Annotated in this window: 17 protein-coding genes; 7 read left to right on the top strand and 10 right to left on the bottom strand. The window is 51.2% G+C overall.

What is annotated here, in order from left to right; translation table 11 throughout:
• Positions 1 to 57: 57 nt before the first annotated feature.
• The 9 genes from HQ48_RS05530 to HQ48_RS05490 form a co-directional block, all read right to left on the bottom strand.
• Positions 58 to 1,443 carry an MATE family efflux transporter gene (locus HQ48_RS05530; RefSeq protein ID WP_044232211.1) on the bottom strand — a complete coding sequence of 462 codons (1,386 nt, stop codon included), beginning with the start codon at positions 1,441 to 1,443 and terminating at the stop codon, positions 58 to 60.
• A 6-nt stretch (positions 1,444 to 1,449) separates the two neighbouring features.
• On the bottom strand, positions 1,450 to 2,133 hold the full coding sequence (locus HQ48_RS05525) for a peptidylprolyl isomerase (protein ID WP_044186680.1): 684 nt from the start codon (positions 2,131 to 2,133) through the stop codon (positions 1,450 to 1,452).
• Positions 2,134 to 2,154: 21 nt separating this feature from the next.
• Positions 2,155 to 3,027 carry a YitT family protein gene (locus tag HQ48_RS05520; RefSeq protein ID WP_044186678.1) on the bottom strand — a complete coding sequence of 291 codons (873 nt, stop codon included), beginning with the start codon at positions 3,025 to 3,027 and terminating at the stop codon, positions 2,155 to 2,157.
• Between the two features lie 742 nt (positions 3,028 to 3,769).
• Entirely contained in the window at positions 3,770 to 6,283 is a 2,514-nt protein-coding gene (gene priA / locus HQ48_RS05515) for a primosomal protein N' (protein ID WP_044232208.1), read from the bottom strand.
• Positions 6,284 to 6,302: 19 nt separating this feature from the next.
• A complete protein-coding gene (locus HQ48_RS05510) occupies positions 6,303 to 7,781 on the bottom strand; it encodes an NAD(P)-dependent oxidoreductase (protein WP_044232205.1) in 1,479 nt (492 codons plus the stop codon).
• 240 nt (positions 7,782 to 8,021) lie between these two features.
• Positions 8,022 to 9,113: a methylmalonyl Co-A mutase-associated GTPase MeaB gene (gene meaB / locus HQ48_RS05505; RefSeq protein WP_044190538.1), complete on the bottom strand. Its 1,092-nt coding sequence runs from the start codon at positions 9,111 to 9,113 to the stop codon at positions 8,022 to 8,024.
• A 34-nt stretch (positions 9,114 to 9,147) separates the two neighbouring features.
• Complete coding sequence (locus tag HQ48_RS05500; protein WP_044232202.1) at positions 9,148 to 10,026, bottom strand: nucleoside phosphorylase; 879 nt, start codon at positions 10,024 to 10,026, stop codon at positions 9,148 to 9,150.
• A 125-nt stretch (positions 10,027 to 10,151) separates the two neighbouring features.
• On the bottom strand, positions 10,152 to 12,704 hold the full coding sequence (locus HQ48_RS05495) for a glycoside hydrolase family 2 protein (RefSeq protein WP_044232199.1): 2,553 nt from the start codon (positions 12,702 to 12,704) through the stop codon (positions 10,152 to 10,154).
• 89 nt (positions 12,705 to 12,793) lie between these two features.
• A complete protein-coding gene (locus HQ48_RS05490) occupies positions 12,794 to 13,744 on the bottom strand; it encodes a TIGR01777 family oxidoreductase (RefSeq protein WP_044190400.1) in 951 nt (316 codons plus the stop codon).
• Between the two features lie 863 nt (positions 13,745 to 14,607).
• Here HQ48_RS05490 and HQ48_RS05480 point away from each other — a divergent pair.
• A complete protein-coding gene (locus HQ48_RS05480) occupies positions 14,608 to 16,395 on the top strand; it encodes a DUF349 domain-containing protein (RefSeq protein ID WP_052408983.1) in 1,788 nt (595 codons plus the stop codon).
• A gap of 123 nt (positions 16,396 to 16,518) precedes the next feature.
• Here the strand turns inward: HQ48_RS05480 and HQ48_RS09385 are convergent, their stop codons facing one another.
• Positions 16,519 to 16,677, bottom strand: coding sequence for a hypothetical protein (locus HQ48_RS09385; protein WP_160225932.1), 159 nt, complete (start codon positions 16,675 to 16,677; stop codon positions 16,519 to 16,521).
• A gap of 21 nt (positions 16,678 to 16,698) precedes the next feature.
• On the opposite strand from HQ48_RS09385, the gene HQ48_RS05475 reads away from it, so the two are divergent.
• The 6 genes from HQ48_RS05475 (at position 16,699) to HQ48_RS09300 (ending at position 21,884) form a co-directional block, all read left to right on the top strand.
• Positions 16,699 to 17,922 carry an L-serine ammonia-lyase gene (locus HQ48_RS05475; protein ID WP_044190403.1) on the top strand — a complete coding sequence of 408 codons (1,224 nt, stop codon included), beginning with the start codon at positions 16,699 to 16,701 and terminating at the stop codon, positions 17,920 to 17,922.
• A gap of 20 nt (positions 17,923 to 17,942) precedes the next feature.
• Positions 17,943 to 18,545 carry a DUF4294 domain-containing protein gene (locus tag HQ48_RS05470; RefSeq protein ID WP_044232196.1) on the top strand — a complete coding sequence of 201 codons (603 nt, stop codon included), beginning with the start codon at positions 17,943 to 17,945 and terminating at the stop codon, positions 18,543 to 18,545.
• Positions 18,546 to 18,573: 28 nt separating this feature from the next.
• Positions 18,574 to 19,170 (top strand): ribosome biogenesis GTP-binding protein YihA/YsxC, encoded by a 597-nt coding sequence (gene yihA, locus HQ48_RS05465; RefSeq protein ID WP_044232194.1) that lies wholly within the window; start codon positions 18,574 to 18,576, stop codon positions 19,168 to 19,170.
• Between the two features lie 30 nt (positions 19,171 to 19,200).
• Entirely contained in the window at positions 19,201 to 20,232 is a 1,032-nt protein-coding gene (gene galE, locus HQ48_RS05460; protein WP_044232193.1) for a UDP-glucose 4-epimerase GalE, read from the top strand.
• Positions 20,233 to 20,327: 95 nt separating this feature from the next.
• Positions 20,328 to 21,455, top strand: a complete 1,128-nt coding sequence (locus HQ48_RS05455) for a Gfo/Idh/MocA family protein (protein ID WP_044232190.1) — start codon at positions 20,328 to 20,330, stop codon at positions 21,453 to 21,455.
• A 108-nt stretch (positions 21,456 to 21,563) separates the two neighbouring features.
• Positions 21,564 to 21,884 (top strand): DUF6660 family protein, encoded by a 321-nt coding sequence (locus HQ48_RS09300; RefSeq protein WP_152568322.1) that lies wholly within the window; start codon positions 21,564 to 21,566, stop codon positions 21,882 to 21,884.
• The last annotated feature ends 34 nt before the right edge of the window (positions 21,885 to 21,918 follow it).

Genomic DNA, 21,918 nt, shown 5'->3' with positions numbered 1-21,918 from the left:
TAATTCTTTCATAATACTATGTTATAATATGTTTCCGCCAAAGTTCGTCATTTAGGCTCATTTGTCCAAAACCTGCTTAGCCTGCGCAGCTTGCTCAATAGCCACGATACGGCCGAAGCGATAGCGTAGTAGAAGCCCTAGGGCGAGCAGACCGATGGGGAAGGCAGACCATACTCCTACGAGCTGGAGCGTAGTACTCTGCAGAGGGAGTCGAAAGCCAAATATATAGCTCAAGATAGGCTCTAGACCAAGGTGAATGAGCGTGGCAAAGAAGGCTAAGTAGCCTACATCTTCCATACCTCTGAGGGCGTTGGCGTAGATCACCTGCATGGCGTCGCCGACTTGATAGAGGATTACAGGGATCAAGGCTACCGATACCATAGCGATCATCTCCTCGTCTTTGGTAAAGATATAGCCGATATAGTGGCGCCCGAGTAGCATCACAGCCATAGCAAACACCGCTACGACGAGGGAGAGCTCTAGGCCAACTCTAGTAGCCATACGCACCCCGACAAAGTCTCCGATAGTCCTGAAGCGACTGACTAAAATAGTCGTAGCAGCTCCGAGGCCATAATAGATGAGGAACCCAATTGTCGTTACCACGCAGAGTATCTGATGTACTGCTAGAGGAATAACGCCTAGTCGGGTAACGAAGAGCAGAGCTATCGTAAACGACGTAGCCTCTACCCCCGAGTACATGCCCACAGAGCTACCTAGACGAGCTAGCCTAGAGAGATTGCGTGGGCAGTAGTGCCCCGAGAGGAAGCCTTGCCAGCTGGAGCGAAATGCTTGCCTACGGTAGAAGTAGAGGACGAAAGCTACGAGAACGAAGACCCGAGAGGCTAGCGTGGCGATACCTGCCCCTAGTAGCCCCAGCTCTGGTAGCCCTAGTTCGCCGTATATGAGTAGCCAATTGCCCAAAACATTGAGGGCATTGGAGATAAGGATGATCCACATACCCACAGATGTGTAGCCTGCGCCATCGAAAAACTGCTTGAAGGCGCTGAGGAACATATACAATACAAACGACCCTATCTGTAGTAGGAAGTAGGGCCTGACGATCGGGTGTAGATGTTCTGGTAAGTCGAATGCCTCTAGATTGAAGTAAATGGCGAGCATAACCCCTGAGAGCACCAAAGCTAATACTAGGTTCAATAGGAGGCTATGCATGAGCAGAGCACCTGCTTTGTGATACTTGCGTAGAGTGTAGGCTGTGGTAACTAGTGGGGTTAGCCCATAGGAGAAGCCCATACCTAGGACGAAGATTAGGGCAAAGAGATTATTGACAAAGGAGGCCGATGCAAAAGCATCGGTGTCGTAGTGCCCCACCATGATGTTGTCGGCAAAGCTCACAAAAATCGCACCGACCTGCCCGAGAATGATAGGTAAGCCGATGTGTAGGAGCTCCCGATAGGGTTTGGGCGATGAGCTAAAGAGCTTCAAACGGACTTATTTTTTCTTTTTCTTGGGGATATAGATACTCATACTCTTGATGACGATGTCCTTGATCGGTCTATCTACCTCGTCCGTCTCTACTCGTTGTATCTTGTCGATTACCTTCCAGCCCTCAATCAGCCTACCGAAAACAGTGTAAGCCCCATCGAGAGATGGTGTGCCACCACGCATCATATAGCCCTCCTTCTGAGCCTCGGTGTATTTGATGCCGTTTTGGCTCATGATTTCCTCTAGGTCAAAAGCTGTGTGGTACTTGCCCGTAACGATGTAGAATTGAGATGCCGAGGACACACGACCCGGATTGACTTCATCGGACTGACGAGCCGCAGCTAGCGCCCCCCTCTCATGTACAAATAGATCTGTCATGATCTCCGCTGGTATTACTCCAGAGATGGAGTCGTCTGGGAGTTCCTGTTCTCGACCTAGGCCTTTGGAATTTAGGTTGCCTCCCTGCACGACGAACTCTCGGATCACACGATGAAAGACAACGCCATCGTAGGCCTTGCTCTCTACCATGCGCAAGAAGTTGTCCCTATGCTTAGGGGTCTCGTTGTAGAGCTCGAGTACGAGCTTGCCTTTGCTTGTCTCTACAAGCACTTGGGTACGCTCCTCTTGTGCCCATAGTCCTTGGTTGTGGACGAGCATACAGAGGAGCAGAAGGAGTAGCATACGCTTCATAGATCAATCTTAGTCTTGAGTTTATATAAGCTCTGGCGTGGTGTCGTTGCTCGCGTCTGCCGTAGTGATGAAGGCTCTTGGGTCTAGCCCTAGCACATCTCGCTTGAGGGCAGGTAGGTGCTTGCGCTCGGTAATGATGAAGATGACCTCACGCTCTAGCCCCTGATACATACCTCTGCCGTGTAGCAGAGTGCCACGAATACCCTTCTTGACCAACATATCCCTAAGCTCCGTAGGACGATCGGAGATGATGAAGACCGACTTGTGCGGGTTCGTAGGTTGTAGGATATCGACGACCTTGCCGTAGACAAAGATAGTAATCCATGAGTATAGTGGTACACGCCAATCTCCAAAAGTGATCAGCCCCAGTAGTACTATGATCGAGTCGATGATGATAATCAGACTACTGAGCTTGACATTCATCTTGCGTGCCAGCACACGAGCCAACGTGTCGGTACCTGCGCAGGTACTTTGAGCCAAAAAGATGAGATAGACGCTGAAGCCTAGTATCGCTCCGCCGTAGAAACTCGAGAGTAGAGGTTCGTCCTCAACGAGTGGTTTGCCTCCACTAAACTGGGTAATTAGATCGGTAAAGAAGGCAATCAGCACAAAGGTAATAGCCGTCTTGTAGGCAGAGAAACGCCCTAGCTGACGAGCCGCAAGGAAGAAGAGGGGGATATTGAAGCAGAGTGCCACAGCCCCGATCAGCAGACCGTTGGGAGCACTCTCCCAGATACCTTTGCTCAAGTGATTGATGATGATACTCAGCCCATATACACCTCCCGGGACGATCGAGGACGGAGCGATGAAAAGGGCATAGGCTATGGCCATGATAAAAGAGCCTACGACGATAAGTCCTAGGTCTTTAAGGTGTTGTGAAACATTCTGTTTCATACGAATTAGAGTTACATTACGACGAGCGTGACTAAGCAAATATAAATACTTTTTGTTGAGTAAAAGTGATGTGGAGCGATGTCAAAATTTATTTTCTCCACAACCCTCGTCAAGACGCTCCTCCATGCACACTCAATTAGTTGTTTTTGGCGTATTAAACTACCTCTTTTTAGGGGAGAATTGTGGTAGAGTTGATTTACATTTTATAACGATTTTCTTTCGGTTTAGACCAAGATTGAGGGTTCCTAGGTGAGAGGCCTCTGGCTTTGTATTTGCCCTCTAGCGGCCTCTAGGTTGCGTCCAGACTCGTTTGGGCACCTACGCCCCAGCTCAACGCAAAAACGCTCTCAAAACGCTCGTCTTGCAGTTTGTTTATAGTCAGGTGTTTAGATGTATGTTTTCTGAGGTTTTATCTCCTTGAGGCGAAAAATATAGGGTTTCTTCCCATCGATCTATTTGGATTTGTGGACATATCTTGGAGGATTAGCCCACCAATCCGAAAAGAACTTCCCATCAATCTCCCCGAATTGCCTTGCGAACCTTTATAAACAGCCCCTATACTTTCTAAAATCTAAGCATAATTCCTTTACATTCCTTAACTAAAAAGTCGAGGGATGAAGGCCTAAAATCAAGTTGATTGGGTGTGGAGAAATAACCTTTACCATTGTTTTCGCTAGGCGAAGCAATGGGATATGGTGGGTTTTGTCCTATCGGGTGAGCTGTTTTTAGGGGGGAGATGGCGCTAGAGGGGGTCGATATCGAAGATGATGCGGACACGTTTGGCAAGTGGGTAGAGGCTCGTTAGCTCCTGCTCTGCAGCGGCGAAGGCCTCTCGCTCGTGGTGGAAACTCTCGGAGAAGGGTCTTCGGCAGACAATCTCTCTGATATGCTGGTTGTCAATACGTGCGACATAGGGTTCCTGTGCATCACTTACTCGGTCTGCTCCCAAGCGCTGTATCAGAAGCTCGGCAAAAGCCTGAGCGATGCTCTCGACAACCGATTCGTCTGTCCCTTTTAGGCGAATGTAGGTCATACGCCAGAATGGAGCAAAGCGCAGCATCTGGCGCAGGGATAGCTGTTGTTTGATGAAGCTCTTGTAATCCCTTCGCTTGAGCATCTCGATGAAGGGGTGTTCAGGGCGGGCGGTTTGTAGGAGTAGTTGGCAGGAACTCTCTCCGCCCGAGGCTTCGCTCGTGTGTAGCAGTAGTTGCATCAGAAGTTGGTAGGCTCTTTCCTCCGAGCGGAAGTCGGGGTAGGCGAGTATGGTGTCCAGCTGTACCACAGCTATTAGACCGATATTGTCCCAGATAGGCTGCCCCTTGATGAGCTGAGTACCGACGATGATATCGACATTGCCAGCCTCTATCCTCTGGTGTAACTCCTGAATGCGCTTATTGCTCTGTAGACTCTCGCTATCTATTCGTAGGACCTCGGCTTGGTCAAATAGCTCCTTAATCTCTTCCTCTACTCGCTCTACGCCATAACCAACTAAGCGTAGGGCAGGCCTCTCGGTTCGGCGATAGACTACCGAGCGTGTACCACAGCTTGGGCACGCCACAGGAAGAGGTTGCTCGTAGCCACAGTAGTGGCACTGCATACAGCGCTGGGAGCTGTGGTAGGCTAGGCTAACATTGCAGTGTGGGCACCCAATTCGCCCTCCGCAGGCATCACAGAGTGCATACGGGGCATAGCCTCGCCTATTTTGTAGTAGCAAGATGCGTTTGCCTGCCCTCAAGGCCCCCTCCATCGCTTCTCGTAGTGCAGGAGAGATACTAGCCCCATAGGGCATACGTCCCTGCTCTCGTTGCTCCACGAGATCAATCGTCTTGAGGTCAAAAGCGAGTGCGTGTGGCTGCTCAGTGGCCTCGGGCTGACTCTTGGCTAGAAGAGCATACTTGCCACGCAGCACGTTGAAGATGGCCTCAGCCGAAGGCGTTTCGCTAGAGAGCAAAATAGGTATGCTGTGTTTGTGGCCGAGCCAGAGCGCTACATCACGAGCGTGGAAGAGTGGGGCGGAGTGCTGCTGTTTGTACAGATATTCTTGCTCTTGATCTACAATGATTAGGCCCAAGCGACGCATCGGCAAGAAGATGGCTTGCCTTGTCCCCATTACTAGACACGCCTCCTCACTGCTCGTGAGATGTAGATACAGCTCTGTTCGTTTCGCTTCGTTGATCAGGGGGTGGTAATGATAGATTTTGCCGAGTGCAGCTCTAGTGAGCTCAGATATGAACTGAGCTTGTGCAGGGAATGATGCAGCCGATGGGCTCAGCAGTAGCACTTGATATCCCTCTCGGATTTTTTGAGCTACTTGGCCGATGATCTGCTCCTCCCGCTCTCGGCTATAGCGTGTATAGACTAGGCTCACAGGATGGGTAAGCTCCTCGGCTTTGCCTATCTCGGTTATAGGAGGCGGATCTTCGTGTGGAGCTATGCGGCTCTCGGCAAGATGTTGTAGGACGAATATGCCCCTACCTACCAATGCTCTAATGAGTATGAGATCTCTGGGGCTGTGCTGGGCTAGCTCCTCTCGTGCTATACAGCCCTCTAACCCTATACCTCTCTCCTCGGCAAGAATTAGCCATCGTCCCAGCATTTCTAGCTGTTTGGGCGCACGAGAGAGTAGCTCCTCGGCACGAGAGAGGGCGTCTGTGCTACGATAGTCTGTAGATAGGGCTACGTAGACCTTTACTCTTGGCTTGTAGCGAGTTTTTAGCCTCTCCTCTGTCTGTACGGCACCTAGGTTGTACAGCAGATCGAATACCCGAGAGCAATCGTAGCCCAAGCGATGCCTTAGCTGCTCCATGGTCAGAGTTTGTCCTTTGGTTTGTGCTAGGGCATCAAGTAGCTCAAGCGCTTTGGGCTCGAGTGGGCGGTCGGATTGGTATTCGGGGCAGAGCGTTACGAGTGTTTGGCTCTCGGGGAGTAGCCCAGTAGGCAATGCAAGGCGCATAACCTGCCCAAGGGAGGCGTGGTAGTAGTGTGCCACCCATTCCCATAGGGCGAACTCTGCCTCTGTGACCAGAGGCTTCTGGTCGAGAATGCTCTCGATAGGTTTGATGTGGCGCTCATCTACTCCCTCGGGAGGAGTAGGAGATAGACGCCGCACGATGCCGGTGTAGAAGCGCTTCGCCCCGAATGATACTACCACTCTCATACCCGAGAGCAGTTGCTGCTCGGCGAATATGCCTTGCTCTGGTACTCGATAATGGTACTGACCAGAGAGGGCGAGAGGGAGTATCAGCTCGGCATACATCTTGAGGCTTAGTGATGGCTTAGTGATGGCTTAGTGCTTGGTGTATGGCCGAGGCCGCTCTACGACCATCTCGCATGGCTTGTACTACGGTCGCTCCTCCTCTGATCACGTCCCCCCCAGCATAGATACCTTGCAGAGAGGTCTGGTAGTCGTCGTTCACGACGATCTGTACGTCCCACTTGGTCTCGAGTCCTTGGAGTACTTGAGGCAGTAAGGGGTCTTGCGAAACGCCTACGCACACGACCACTAGGTCTACCTCCATCTCTATAGTTTTGCCCGTAGCCACAGGTCTACGTCTTCCACTTTCGTCTGGCTCGGTTAGCTCCATGCAGTGTAGCTCCATACGTGCTACTCGTCCGTCAGCTCCTGCGTGGTAGGCCTTGACCTGATGTAGCGGTACCAGTTCTACACCCTCGGCTAGAGCGTGTTCTATTTCTTCGTTGGTAGCAGGCATCTCGTCACGGCTTCTGCGATAGATGACCATAGCACGCTCAGCACCTAGCCGTACGGCGGTGCGTACGGCGTCCATTGCAGTGTTCCCTCCGCCTATTACTGCTACTCGTTTCCCCTTGAGGTCGGCGAGAGCTTCTTCCGCTTTTTGAGGATCATCTAGCAGATTGGCACGAGATAGATAGTCGCCCGCTAGCCATACTCCGGGGAGGTCTTCGCCGGGGACACCCATCACATTGGAGATACAAGCGCCTGTGCCGAGAAAAAAGGCTTCGTAGCCCTGAGCTTTGAGTGCCTCGAGGCTCACATCACGCCCCACCGTCACACCTAGCTCTAGGCGTACTCCATAGCTTTTGAGGCGTGTCACCTCGTCATCAATTACCTCAGCAGGTAGACGGAAGCGAGGGATACCGCTGCGCATCACACCTCCCGGCTCATCTGCCGCATCAAACATTGTAACTTCATAGCCCAGTAGAGCGAGATCGTGAGCAGTCGCAAAGCTCGCAGGCCCAGCACCCACTAAGGCGACTTTATGGCCATTGGCTGGGGCAGTGGGCTGTAGCGTATGCCACTGCTCTCTGTTCTTCTGTTCCTCCGTGGCTACATAGCGCTCTAGAGCACCGATCGACACAGCACGCTTCTTGAGGCTCACGGGGTAGATACAGCCGCCCTCGCACTGCTTTTCGTGTGGGCAAACCCTAGAGCAGATGGCAGATAGCGTGCTGCTCTCTCGGAGTATGCGCCAGCTGGCAGGCAGATTGCCGCGCTCTAGCTCTTTTATGAAACTGGGGATATGGATACCTGCTGGGCATGCAGCCATACAGCCCGGGTTGGGGCAGTCTAGGCATCGCCTAGCTTCTTGTAGGGCTTCTTCATGGCTATAGTTGATGATGTCCTCTACATATAATGAGGCTAAGTTTAGATCTTGGGTACGCTTAGACTGCTCTGTGCGCTCGAGCGCCATACGCTCTTTGTTTGGAATGGAGCGACGGAGCTGATTGCGCCACTCCTCTGTCCGTCTTTGCTTAATGAGTTCTTGTGATGTCATACATCCAATACCGTTTTGTTCATTCGAAATAAACCGAAACAAATATACATAGAATATGCATGTACGATTATTTTTGCCGATACTTTCCTCAAGAAGAGTCTTCGGTTCATGCCTTGCTCGGGGAGCGATGTGTCACAAAAAAGGAGGCGAGGCCTAGTGAGTTACTAGATCTCGCCTCTGGATAAGAGTGTTTTGGGTAAAGCTATGCCCTCGTTTTATGGGCTTTGGCTCTCTCTTCTGCTATTCCTTCAGAGAGTCGTAGTAGGCATCGAGGAGCTTCTGCGCACCAACGAAGGAGGACACCATATCGTCTAGCACCTGTTGCTCGATGCCCGGACGCAGGGATTTGACCACATCACTACCATAGAACGAGCGATGCAATGCCTCGTTTACTGTTTCATACATCCACCATTTGGCCTGTCTTTGGCGCTTCTCGTAGAAGTAGCCAGAGTCCATAGCAAAGTGACGGTACTCATCGACCATATCCCAGATTTCCTTGATCCCGAGGCCGTAGAAGCCTGAGTAGGTCAGTACTTTGGGTTTCCAGCCCGACTCTGTAGGCGGGAATAGGTGTAGGGCATTGCGGAAGTGCGAGGCTGCTAGATTGGCTTTGGGGATATTATCTCCGTCTGCTTTGTTGATGATGATGGCATCGGCCATCTCCATGATCCCACGTTTGATCCCTTGCAGCTCATCTCCCGTTCCCGATAGCTGGATCAGCAGGAAGAAGTCTACCATGGAGTGCACTGCCGTTTCGCTCTGGCCGACCCCTACCGTTTCGACAATAATCGTGTCGTAGCCTGCCGCCTCGCAGAGCATGATCGTTTCTCGGGTCTTACGTGCCACACCTCCTAGAGAGCCTGCCGTAGGGCTAGGGCGAATGAAGGCGTTAGGGTGGTGAGAGAGCTGCTCCATACGAGTTTTGTCACCCAGAATACTTCCTCCAGAGCGTTCGCTACTTGGGTCGATTGCAAGGACGGCCAGCTTGCGCCCCTGCTTACACAGGTGTATTCCGAAGGTATCTATCGAGGTACTCTTACCTGCACCCGGCACACCCGTCAGACCAATGCGGATTGATTTGCCTGTGTAGGGGAGGCAACGCTCGATAATCTGCTGGGCGATGACCTGATGATCTGGGTGATTGCTCTCAACGAGCGTTACGGCTTGGCTGAGGATCGTAATATCCGATCGGAGTATCCCCTCGACAAACTCATCGACTGTGTACTGACGCCGTGGCACACGCCTAAAATTGGGGTTGAGCATAGGCTGTACACTCACACCCTGATTTACTTTGAGCCCCATGTAGGCAGGGTCGTTCTCGGGGTGATGCAGGAGTTCTTCGTTAATGTCCATGTTGTTGCTGTGGTTAGATGCGCTCGAGTACCATATCTATTAATCCCTCTATGCTGCCTTTGTAGTCGGTATTCATCTTCTCTGCCTTTCGTCCTGCGATGATGCAGCAGACCGTGAGGGCTCGATGTCCCATTAGAGCTGCTAGACCTGCTAGAGAGGAGCTCTCCATTTCGTAATTGGTGATGACCTGCCCGTCTAGGTCGAAGGCCTGAATCTTCTTGTTGAGCTCGGGGTCTTGTAGCGAGAGGCGTAGGCTCCGTCCTTGCGGGCCGTAGAAGCCATTGGCTGCAATCGTGTTGCCACGCAGAATGTCATCTTGGCAGATTTGCTCTAGTAGAGATGCATCTGCTGGTACGACGTAGGGCTTGAGCCCCTCGATCTGCCAGTCGAGTTGCTTGCATAGCTCGGCTTCGAATGTCTTATTGCGGATTTTGTCTGTACCGCCGTAGAAGTAGATTACGCCATCGAAGCCGATGCTGTGAGAGGCGGCTACGTAAGTCCCGATTGGGCTAACGTCTTGCAGGCCACCAGAGGTGCCGACACGCACGAGGGTAAGCTGTCGAAATTCGTCTTTGACTTGCCTCGTTTCGAAGTCGATGTTGGCTAGGGCGTCAAGCTCGTTAAGCACAATGTCTATATTATCGGTACCGATACCATGGCTCACTACGCTGATGCGCTTGCCTCGATACATGCCAGTAATGGTGTGGAACTCTCGGCTCGTGATGTCACACTCGATGCTATCGAAGCGCTTGGCCACTAGATCTACACGAGCAGGATCGCCAACGAGGAATACACGATCTGCTAATTGTTCGGGCTTGATATGTAGATGAAATATAGAGCCATCGGCGTTGATGATCAGTTCGGACGGTGGGATAACTCGCTTGTTACTCATAACTATAATCGAATTTTGATATTTATAATATATATACGTTGCTCCAAAGTTCCGATGATTAAGCCAATTTTCCAAATTTATTTGGCCCTTATTGCCTCAATCTACTCCCCCTATTTATTCACTTATTACATTGTATTCGCCGTCGGGTTCATACTCATTAGGCGTAGGTCAAGAGGAGCCTTGGCCTCGATCTGCTCGTGTCTGATCTGTACGATAACCTCCTGCCTTGGTAGCAGGTCGAAGCAGTTGCGACTGAAGCGAGCCTGTTGCTGGGCAAGTGTGAGCCAAATGTCTTTGATGAGTACTGGTGAGCTTAGGCGGAGCGTTGCTTCGCCTTGCTTCTGCTCTAGTATCTCGACCTTGACATGCTCCTGCTCTAGCTTCAGGTCTTTGGTCGGGCAAGGGTAATACTCTAGTTGAATAGGGTCATGATGAGCAAACTCTAGACTTATGGATAGTACTCGATCTCTAGAGCTGGGGTCCAACTCCCACTCCTGTGTCGAGATCGTCGATAGGTGTGTGAGCTGATTGGGTGGGCAGTTTGGTATACTGATGCTTGCCTGACGGATCTCTTTGCCTCCAAGTGCGTAGAGCCCTAGGCTTAGTTTGCCTTCTTGTAGAGCTTGTAGCTGGTCATTGGCTACATAGATGGCGATCGAATCCGATCCAAGTGGCTCGGCTAGTAGAGCAATAGGGGCGTAGGCCTCTCTCGTGGTGTAGTGCATAGCCTTGTAGTTTTGCCCGTAGTCGATGCTGCTCCATGAGAGAGCAGGCCAGACATCATTGAGCTGCCAGTAGAGCATACCCATACACACCGGTCGTTGGCTACGTAGAGTACGTATTGCCTTGGCCATGCCTCTGCCTTGTAATACCTGAGATACATAGACGAGTCTATCGAAAGACTGCGGTACTTGGTAGTACTGCTCCATATACTCCAGTATGCGTTGGTTGCCAGTGGAGGCTTTCTGATGCACCCTCATCACCTCGGAGCCCAGATCATGATCCTCTGGCAGTGTAAAGCTAGAGATTAGGGCATGAGTCGGTAGGGACTGGAAGCCAAACTCGCTGACGAAGCGCATACCCCTAGCGGAGCGAAAAATCTCGAAAGGCTGCTGACCATACCAAAGTCCCCAATAGTGGCTGTCGCCATGTCCGAAACTCTCTGGTCTACCCCAGTTCGCTTGCATGGGAGAGCCGTGTATATAGCATCTTTGGCCGTCTAGGTTGGCTACCACCTCTGGTAGTGTCTGGCGGAAGAGTGGGTCGTATCCCTGCCTCATCTGTTGATAGTGATCTGCGGAGTACCTGCTTGCCCAGCCCCAGTATTTGAGAGCCTCCTCGACTTCGTTGTTGCCACACCACAGGGCTAGAGAGGCGTGGTGGCGTAGGCGACGAACTTGATACTCGGCTTCTTGGCGTACTAGGGATAGAAACTCTCGATCGCTCGGGTAAGCAGTGCAGGCAAACATAAAGTCCTGCCAGATGAGTATGCCACGTCTGTCGGCCTCGTCGTAGAATCTCTCGTCCTCGTAGATACCACCTCCCCAGACACGGATCATATTCATATTGGCGAAGATGATGTCGTCGAATAGGCGCTCAAAATCCTTGCCATGTCGCTTGGTCAGTAGTAGTTCCCCGGGAATGTAGTTCGCTCCACGAATGAATATGGGGCGTTTATTGACCTCCCAGTAGAAAGAAGTCCCCCATTGGTCAGGCTGATTGACGAACTTAATCTCCCTAATGCCGATATGTTTGCTCCAGTGATCCAGTTCCTCTCCCAGCGCATTGCGTAGCGATACCGATAGCCGATAGAGGTAAGGATCTCCCCAGCCATTGGGCCACCATAGATGAGGTCGCTGCACTGTGAGCATTATAGGCTTCTGGAGGTCTGTGCTACGGCTCTTGGCGCAGATTTGCCCTTGCTCGTCCTCGAGAGCTACCTCATAGCAGAGGCCCGTGGTTGGGGTTAATAGAGTTAGCTCGGGCATAACCTCGATGCGAGCCTCTGTGGGCTGGTGCTCTTTGCTCCAGACGATGCTTGTGGATAGCGATACATCGTCTAGTCTGGCCTCCTCGTAGCTGCTTAGGCGTACGGGACGCCATAGTCCCATAGCGACGAGGCGCATTCCCCAGTCCCAGCCGTAGTGGTAGGGAGCTTTGCGCGTAAATGGGCTATATCGAATAGGGGCGTGATCGTTGTCGGCAGGGTAGTTGAAGCCATTGGAGAGATACTGCGCATGAACCCTTTTGAGAGGGCTATATATGTGTACCGTTACGGTGTTCTCCCCCGAGGCTATATGTGGTGTGATGTCGTAGCGATAGGCCAGAAACATATTGCTCGTGCTGCCAAGATGACTACCATTGATATATATATCGGCATAGGTGTCTACACCGTCTAGCTCTAGGAAGTGCTTTTTATTTGCCGAGAGCGCATCTGTCGAGAGCACAAAGCGCGTGCGATAGATCCAGTCTTCTTCGCTAGGCCACTGCACTAGGGGCTCATTGGCTCGGTAGTGTGGGTCGGGTAGCTTGCCTGCTTTGATGAGTTCATCTTGGACGAGGCTCGGCACAGTGCAAGCTGTCCATAGACTATCGCCTAGCATCTGATACTGCCATTGGGTAAGTGGGGTAGAGGTTTGCCGAACCTTGGCTTGAGTGTTGGTTTGTCGGGGTTTCATCAAATGTAAATTAGCCCATAGGGTGGTATGGGCTAATAGTAGGATTAGTAATAGATACAGCCGATTCATAATGATTGTACAAAAAAGGGTCAGCTCATAGGTCGCTCTCGTAAGATAGCCCTTAGGGCTTGGTTGAGGCTATGGTATTGAAATGCGAAGCCCTCTGCGATGAGTTTGTCGCAGCTGGCTGGTCTTCCTCTGAGTAGATCACGGCTCATCTCCCCTAGGGCTATTTGTATTAGCTTACTGGGGACTGGGATACGTAGGTGGTCGTGCCCCGATATGCACGATAGACCGTACATAAATTGGTTGTTGGTCAGAGGAGCCTCGGCGCAAGCATTGTAGACGCCACTCATTTGCTCCTGCTCGATGGCGTGCGTGTAGATGCGACAGAGGTCGGCGATATGTATCCAGTTTACATATTGGTTACCCTTGCCCAAAGGCGTGTTTAGGCCAAAGCGTACGGGCAGGAGCATATTGGGCAGCCCTCCGCGATGTGGGTCTAGGACGAAGCCTTGTCGTAGCACCACGCTACGCACGCCAAGTAGCTCCTTTGCTCTAGAGGCTTCTGCCTCTAGCATCTCGTAGGCCTGAGCTAGGAAGCTGCGCCCTGCCCCTTCTTCTTCGTGGGCATAGATGCGCCCGCTCTTACTGGGGTAGAAGAAGAGTGATGATCCCCAAATGATTGTCTTGACGTGGTGCTCGATCTGTGAGAGGCGATTCACTAGTAGGCGTGCCGATAGGACACGGCTACGCAGGATATCTCGCTTGCGAGCTCTGGTCCATCGCTCGCCGAAGAGGCTCACACCTGCTAGATGAATGATGACGTCGGCTTGCTGTAGTGGGTGCTCTGCGATCAGTCGTTCCTCCATATCCCAGTAGAAAGCCTCGTCGCACTCCTCCATGCTCTCCTCTACATGGCGTGTGAGCCACAGAACCCTATAGCCTTGCTCTCTCAGATGTCGTGTAAGTCTTATCCCGATCAGGCTTCGCCCTCCAGTGATGAGAATGGTTCCTTTTTTGTCTTGATTATGCTCCATCGTCTTGAGTTTGTCTTGTCAATTAACGATATAAAGTTAGGAATAAAATCAGAGCCAAGGCTCCAGAAGTTGAGTCGAGGGGATTTTCATGATCGCTTAGCCTAGATAGGTGAGTTCATTGTACTGAAGACCAAGGTGCGCTCGTATTCGTTTGTCTACACTTTTGTTAAGGTATGTAAATGGATTAGTGCTCATTCTTGCGAGCATAGGCTGGAGGTTCTTGAAGGTTGATACGATTTTGCCGAAAAATTGAAGGACTAATCTGGGAGGATTGGTGGGCTAATCCTCTGCGATGTGTCCACTGACCTCAAAAGATTGATGGGAAGAAAAAACAAAACTCATGCCATGTGCTGACGAAAAAGCTTGGCGTATTTATTTATGTGTTTGTTTTCTAGCGTTTTGCATTTGGTCTGTTTTGGGTGGGGATCTTTGTTGGGCTGAGGAGAAGTGCTCGAACGAAGTCCAGCGCCGTGTCGAGCTTGCTAAGGGGCAAATACGAGGTCTACACATTTTTGCCCAAGCGCTCATATGCTTTCCCATCAACAATCTGAAAAATGAGCGAAAATATAAATCCTGCCCCCTCCTGCGATGCTTGATTTTCGGCCTAGAATCCTAGTGGTTCTTCGGGGCGTGTTAGTTTTCTGAACTAATCATTTGGATAGCGTATCACGCAAGCAGATGTCGATAGCCCTCAATCGTACTGGTAAGGAAGTTCCAATAAATATGTTTGTTTCTTTGCAGAAAAAAAACTTATTTTGTAGATGAGTAAATTCAACTTCTCAGAGCGGGTTGATTCTTATCTCTCTAGATGTAGATAGGTATTCCCGTGAGAAGCAACACGTAGTACAAAGAAAGATTGTGTAATGATGGAAGCACAGCAATGTCCACAACCCCTCGCCAATCAAGACGAGGTGATCTCTTCTGCCGCACCACAGACAGAGCAGAGTGAGTTAAGTCCCAACAGCGTTAATTACTCTACGCTAAATCCAAGCCAGCTTATTGACCACTTGGCCGTTATCCTGCAAGGAGCAGAGTTGCCAGAGCGTAAGCAAGTCGAGCTTATTCGCTCGATGTTCTACAAAAAGAAAGAGCAGCTACAGAGCGAAGAGAATGCCGATGCTCTAGCCCAAGCAGAGATCCAAGAGGAGCGCATGAATGATCTGCTACAAAACTTCAAGGAGCTAGATCGCAAGCGTATAGAAGAGCAAGAACGTATCTATAAGGAGAATAAAGCTGTTTGCGATGATTTGCTCTCCAAACTAGAGGCTCTCTTGGAGGCAGGTGAGGACTTTGGTAAGGTCTATAGTGAGTTTCATCAGATCAGAGAGCAATGGGAGGCTGCACGCCCGCTAAGTCCACAAGACGAGAAGGCGCTAAGGAGTAGCTTCGGCGCACTACGTGATCGTTTCTATGAGCTCAAATCAATTAACGAGGAGCTCAGAGAGTATGACTTCCGCAAGAACCTCGAGGCCAAGACTCAGCTATTGGCCGAGATTGAACCTCTCGTCGGGCTAGATAATCCGGTGCAGGCGATCAAGGCACTCAATCCTCTGGTCGATTGTTGGCACAACCTTGGCCCCGTGGCTCGTGAGCTGAGGGCTGAGATACACGGTAAGTTTAAGGAATTTACCACCGCTATCTATAAGCGGCACCAAGACCACCACGACCAAAAGCACCAGCAGGAGGCGGCTAACCTTGAGGCAAAGACGGCTATTTGCCTAGAGCTGGAGGAGTTGCTCCAAGAGGCTATGCCTCACCGCCGCAAGGGCTGGGACGAGCTGACCGCTCGCATTCATGATCTGCAGGAGAAGTGGAAGACTATCGGCTTCACGGGTCGCAAGGACAACGAATCGATCTATCAGAGATATAGAGCCTCGCTAGATACTTTTTTCCAGAGGAAGTCTGCTTTCTTCGATAGCTTCCGAGCCGAGCTGTCGGAGAACCTGACCAAGAAACGAGCACTACTCGAGCAGGCCAAGGCGCTCAAGGATAGTACAGACTGGAACAAGACGGCAGAGGCGCTCAAGGCTCTACAAGCCGAGTGGACAAAGATTGGGGCAGTCCCCAACAAGTACAGCCAGCGCATTTGGAATGAGTTTAGAGCTTGCTTCGACTACTTCTTCGAGCGTCGCAAAAATGAGCGAGGAGCAATGCAGGGCAATCTACAAGCCAATCTGCAGGCCAAGCAACAGATCTTAGCCGAGTTGGAGGCATTGCGTACAGAGGAGGATATCAATCAGCTCCGTCTGCAGCTCGAGGAGTCGGGTAAGAAGTGGCAGAGCATCGGACATGTCCCCCACAAGGATAAGGACGAGGTAAACCGCAAGCACAAGGAGCTGCTCGATGAGCTCTACGGTCGTGTGCGCCAGCAGCGCACTCAGCGTCGCCTCAATGGTTACACCGAGAGTCTCAAGAACATCTCCGATCAGCAGGGAGGGCTTAGCCACGAGAGGCAGCGCATGACTCGCATTTTGGATCGTATGCGTAGCGAGCTACAGACTTACGAAAACAATTTGCAGTTCCTCAACATCAGCAGCAAGGGTGGATCTAGCCTGCTCAAAGATCTGGAGCGCAAGCGTGAGAAGCTCATGACCGATATTGAGCTATTAGAGGAAAAGATTAAACTGCTTATACAGAAAGAAGCCGAGTAGTACAGTGCTCGAGAGCCGCCTATGCGCTCTCGGATAGATGAATTACAGAGGGGGTTGCGTCGAAATACGTTTGGCGCAGCCCCTTTTTTAGGTGCCATCGGCAGGCTGTCTGGTATATGCCCCTTAGCTTGCGGTATGGTAGAGCAAATGTGGGCGCTTTCTCTGCTCTCTTATGTCCCTGTCAATGGATAGTACGCTGGCTTGATTGCGCTTGAGCGAGCGGTATTTAGTAGGCTGCGCAGGAGAGATAAATTGCCATTTATTGACTACCTTTGGCTTCACAATAATTTATTGAGCGAGCTCATGGAGTCTATAAAACAGATATTTCGGATTGGGTATGGCCCGAGCAGCAGCCACACGATGGGGCCGGTGCGAGCCGCAGAGATGTTTCTCGAGCGCTGCCCCCATGCTGTGTGCTATCAGGTTTCCCTCTATGGTAGCCTTGCAGCCACGGGCAAGGGACACATGACCGATGTGGCTCTGCTACGCATCTTGGAGGCCAAGGCGCCCACAACCATCGAGTGGTTCCCCGATATCGAGTTGCCGTTTCACCCCAACGGCATGAAGTTCGACGGCTATGACCGTGATGGCAATATCATAGATACTTTCACGGTTTATAGTATAGGTGGTGGTACACTCGCCAACGAAGACTTCAATGAGCAGAAAATCAAAGATGTCTATCCTCAGAATACGATGCGTGAGATCATGTACGAGCTTAATCGCACCGGTATGAGCTATTGGGAGTATGTCGCCAAGTACGAAGATGAGGATATCTGGGACTTTTTGGCCGAGGTGTGGCGAGTCATGCAGCAGGCAGTAGAGGACGGTTTGGAAGCCGAGGGAATACTACCCGGTGGGCTAGGACTCAGGCGTAAGGCTGCTACCTACTTCGTCAAGGCCAATGGGTATGGCTCTGTGAGCATCAAGAACAGAGGCTTGGTCTATGCCTATGCCCTCGCAGTGAGCGAGCATAATGCTGCCGGTGGACGTGTCGTCACAGCTCCGACTTGTGGTAGCTGTGGTATTATACCGGCTGTGCTGTATCACCTCAAGAAGACTCGTGAGTTCCCCGACCAGCGTATTCTGCGTGCCCTCGCTACGGCAGGCCTTTTTGGCAATGTCGTGCGTACCAATGCCTCGATTTCTGGGGCAGAGGTTGGCTGCCAAGGAGAGGTTGGAGTGGCGTGTGCTATGGGAGCCGCAGCTGCTTGTCAGCTCTTCGGAGGCTCCAATCTACAGATTGAGTACTCTGCGGAGATGGGGCTGGAGCATCACTTGGGGCTAACCTGCGACCCTGTTTGTGGTCTAGTACAGATCCCTTGTATCGAGCGTAACGCCTTCGCTGCTGCGAGAGCTTTAGACGCCAATACATTCGGCACCTTCAGCGATGGGCATCATCGTGTTAGCTTCGACCAAGTCGTGGAGGTGATGCGTAAGACGGGCAAGGATTTGCCTAGCCTCTACCGAGAAACCTCTACTGGTGGACTGGCTACAGCCTACGATGCAGACGAAGCTAAGTTCTATTAACATCATCTCACACGATAGCTATGTGTCGTCGATCTCTATGGCCCGCTTGGGCTACCCTGCTACTGCTCTACCTTGTGGGCCTGCTCGCAGGGCAGGTAGGCCAAGCCAAGGCTTGTGGCAGAGTACAGATCGATACCACTGCTGTGGTCAATCTTCCCTCTGTGCTGGTCCGCTCGTCCTACCGCACTCGTCCACTTAGTGGGGAGGAGCGAGCCGCCTATTGGCGCCGTATCAGGGACGTCAAGAAGACGCTCCCATACGCCAAGTATGTCGCCGCTACGATTATAGAGACCTACGAGTATATGGAATCTCTAGAGAGCGACGAGGAGCGTGAGGCGCATCTCAAGCGTGTCGAGCAGGAGCTTAAAGCCGAGATGGAACCTAAAATGAGGGATCTCACCCTTCGTCAGGGGCAACTGCTCATCAAGCTCATCAATCGCCAATGTGGGCAAACCAGCTACGAGTTAGTTAAGGCTTTTTTGGGGGGCTGGCGGGCTTGGTGGTGGAATGCGTTTGCCAAGGTCGTGGGTGCTAACCTCAAGTCGCCCTACAACCCAAAGGAGGTTGAGGACGATGCCGTCACGGAGCGCATCATCAGGCTACTGGAGATGGGCCTGCTTTAATTCATTTGTCAGAATCGGATAAGATAGTATGATCATCAAAACGGCGGAATTCGTCATCAGCAATACGGACGTCAAGAAATGTCCTGATAGTGCACTCCCAGAGTATGCATTCATTGGTCGCAGTAATGTTGGTAAATCCTCTCTGATCAATATGATCACAGCGCACAAAGGGCTGGCTATGACCTCACAGAAACCGGGTAAGACGCAGCTTATCAATCATTTTTTGATTAATAAATCGTGGCATCTAGTAGACCTCCCCGGCTATGGCTATGCTCGCCTTGGGCAGAGCAATAGAGAGAAGTTCAAGACGATAATTGAGAGCTATATCCTTGACCGTGAGCAGCTTACCTGCCTATTTGTCCTGCTAGACTGCCGCCATAAGCCTCAGAAGATAGACCTAGAGTTTATCGAGTGGGCAGGTGAGCATGGTGTGCCATTTGCGCTCGTCTTCACCAAGGCAGATAAACTCAGCCGAGGCAGGCTCTCGGCGAATGTGGAGGCGTACAAGCAAAAGCTGCGAGAGAGCTGGGAGGAGCTACCACCTATCTTCGTAACCAGTAGCGAGAAGAAGGAAGGGCGTGATGAGCTCCTTGCCTATATTGACGAAATCAACCAAACCCTCTAAGGCTAACTAAACGATAATAACTATATCACAATGAAAGGAAAAATCCTTGTAACGGGTGGAACTGGCTATATCGGTTCGCACACAACGGTCGAGCTGATCAATGCTGGCTACGAAGTCATATCCATGGACAACCTCTCCAACTCAAATATTGAGGTGCTTGATGGTATCGAAGCTATCACGGGTATTCGCCCTAAGTTTTACGAAGCAGACTGCAACGACGAGGCAGCAGTAGAGCGTATCTTCTCCGAGAATCCCGGCATTGTCGGCCTAATTCACTTCGCTGCTTCCAAGGCAGTAGGGGAGTCGGTTCAGAAGCCTTTGCTGTACTATCGCAACAATCTGCTCTCCCTCATCGTGATGCTCGAGGCTATGGAGCGCCACGGTACCAAAGGGATTGTTTTCTCCTCCTCTTGTACTGTCTATGGTCAGCCAGAGGTACTACCAGTGACGGAGAATGCTCCTGTGCAAGAGGCTCTATCGCCCTATGGCAATACCAAGCAGATCAATGAAGAGATCTTGCGAGATGCAATCTATGCAGGGGCTCCATATAAGGCCATTCGTCTGCGCTACTTCAATCCCATTGGAGCGCACTCCTCTGCGCTAATCGGTGAGCTACCTCTAGGCGTACCACAGAACCTAATCCCCTATTTGACGCAGACGGCTGCTGGTATTCGTCAAGAGCTAAGTGTCTTCGGCGATGATTACAATACGCCAGATGGATCATGTATTCGTGACTATATTAACGTAGTTGATTTGGCCAAGGCTCACGTCATCGCCATCGAGCGTATCTTAGATGAGGATAAGCAGAGTGAGCCGCTCGAAACTTTCAACATCGGTACCGGTCGTGGCGTTAGTGTGCTTGAGCTAATCAATACGTTTGAGCAGGTGACGGGTGTCAAGGTGCCACATAAGATCGTCGGCCGTAGAGAGGGCGACATCGAGCAGGTATGGGCCAATCCTAAGCATGCCAACGAGGTGCTTGGTTGGGAGGCTAAAGAAACACTCGCCGATACGCTCAAGTCTGCTTGGGCTTGGCAGGAGCGCATCACCAAGAAGGCGTAGAGGCTACGACACTAGATATTGTATTACCCATAGGGCTACCCACGGTCTACGACTAGGTCTAGCCCTATGGCTTTGCTAGATAGATATACTTGGATATGCCCTCGCACACCATTCGTACTGCAATCATAGGCCTTGGGTATCGTGGCTCCTATTTGCTACAGCTGCTACAGACGATAGGATTGTACGAGGTCGTTGCCGTTGCCGACCCCTCTGCCTCGATTGCTCTTTGCCCTAGCGCAAAAGTTTACAACCAGTCGGGAGAGGACTATAGACGTATGCTAGAGGAGCAAGAGATAGATCTTGTCTTCATCGCTTCGCCGTGGAAGATCCAGATGCAGCAGGCAGAGGATTGCCTGCATGCAGGCGTACACTTGGCTCTGGAGATCAAAGGAGGGTTGCATCAAGGGGAGTATGATGAGGTTATTCGTCTGAGCAGAGCCAAGGGGCTTAGAGTCTATCCTCTGGAGAATACACTATTTATGCGTGAGATCATGGCACTCCAGCAGATGGTATTGGCGGGTATATTGGGCGAGATTATTCATCTTAGAGGAGGATACCGACACGACCTTAGGACTCTCTTGATGCCCGAGGGGGCAGATGAACATTGGCGCACAGGCTACTACCATAGAGTCAATGGCGACCTATATCCCACTCATGGACTAGCTCCGCTCTGCTTCATAGTTGGTATTGGTAGACATGATCGACCTCTACACCTCACGGCAGTAGCATCTAGGGCGAGAGGGCTAGAACTCTATGCTCAACAAACTAATCGAGGGGATATAGAGCCTGTAGCTACTGGAGATATCATTTCTACTCAGATCACTACTGCGTCTGGAGTGCTCATTAGCCTAACTCACGACACAACTCTACCACGCCCCAAGAGCTTGGACTATGAGGTGCAGGGAACCAAAGGGATTTGGCAGGGCGATGGTCGCCGCATCTATCTGGAGGGTATCAGTCCAAGGCAAACATGGGAGGCTGATGAGCCCTACATAGAGCAGTATCTCCACCCCTGCTGGCAGATCTGGGGAGAGGAGGCACTCCGACAAGACAAGCATCACCAAGGTATGGACTATATGATGCTACGTGTCCTTGGTGCAGATCTATTGGGTGAGGCTACTTACCCAGCCGACATCAAGGATCTTGCATTTTGGTGTAGTATTACGCCTCTATCAGCCCTCTCAATTGCCCAGAGAAGTAGCGTAGACTTTCCCAATACTTAATCCTTGGCATCTCTTGGCTGATCATGCAATTTGTGAGAAGCTAATATCATAGGTAGCCCTCCGATTTACGTACAACACACGGCTAAAAATCTTACCTTTGTGCTAGATATGAAGTGGGTCATCTATATATTTAGCTTGTATCTGCTGTTCTTATCGGCTATTCCTTGCCTTGATGCCCATGAGGGTGAGCATCATCACCATGCCGAGGCTCAGGTCTGTGCCGATATGGGAGCAGGGCACTCAGAGGGTTGCAGCCCGCTGTGTGCTTGTGCTTGTTGTGGTTTAATTATAGAGCCCACTATTAGATTTGCTGTGACGGTGGCGGTTCCCAGATATCCGACCGCCAAGCAAATCAAATTTGCAGACTACGAAAACAATCTAATACCTTCTTTCCTCGTCAGTATCTGGCATCCTCCACGATTGGCATAGTGTATCGAAGCACTTACATAGGGTAGCGTATGCC

This window comes from Porphyromonas sp. COT-290 OH3588 (assembly GCF_000769075.1).
Lineage (GTDB): Bacteria > Bacteroidota > Bacteroidia > Bacteroidales > Porphyromonadaceae > Porphyromonas.
The sequence above is the reverse complement of the archived record's forward strand: the minus strand, read 5'-3'. Positions and strand labels throughout refer to the sequence as shown.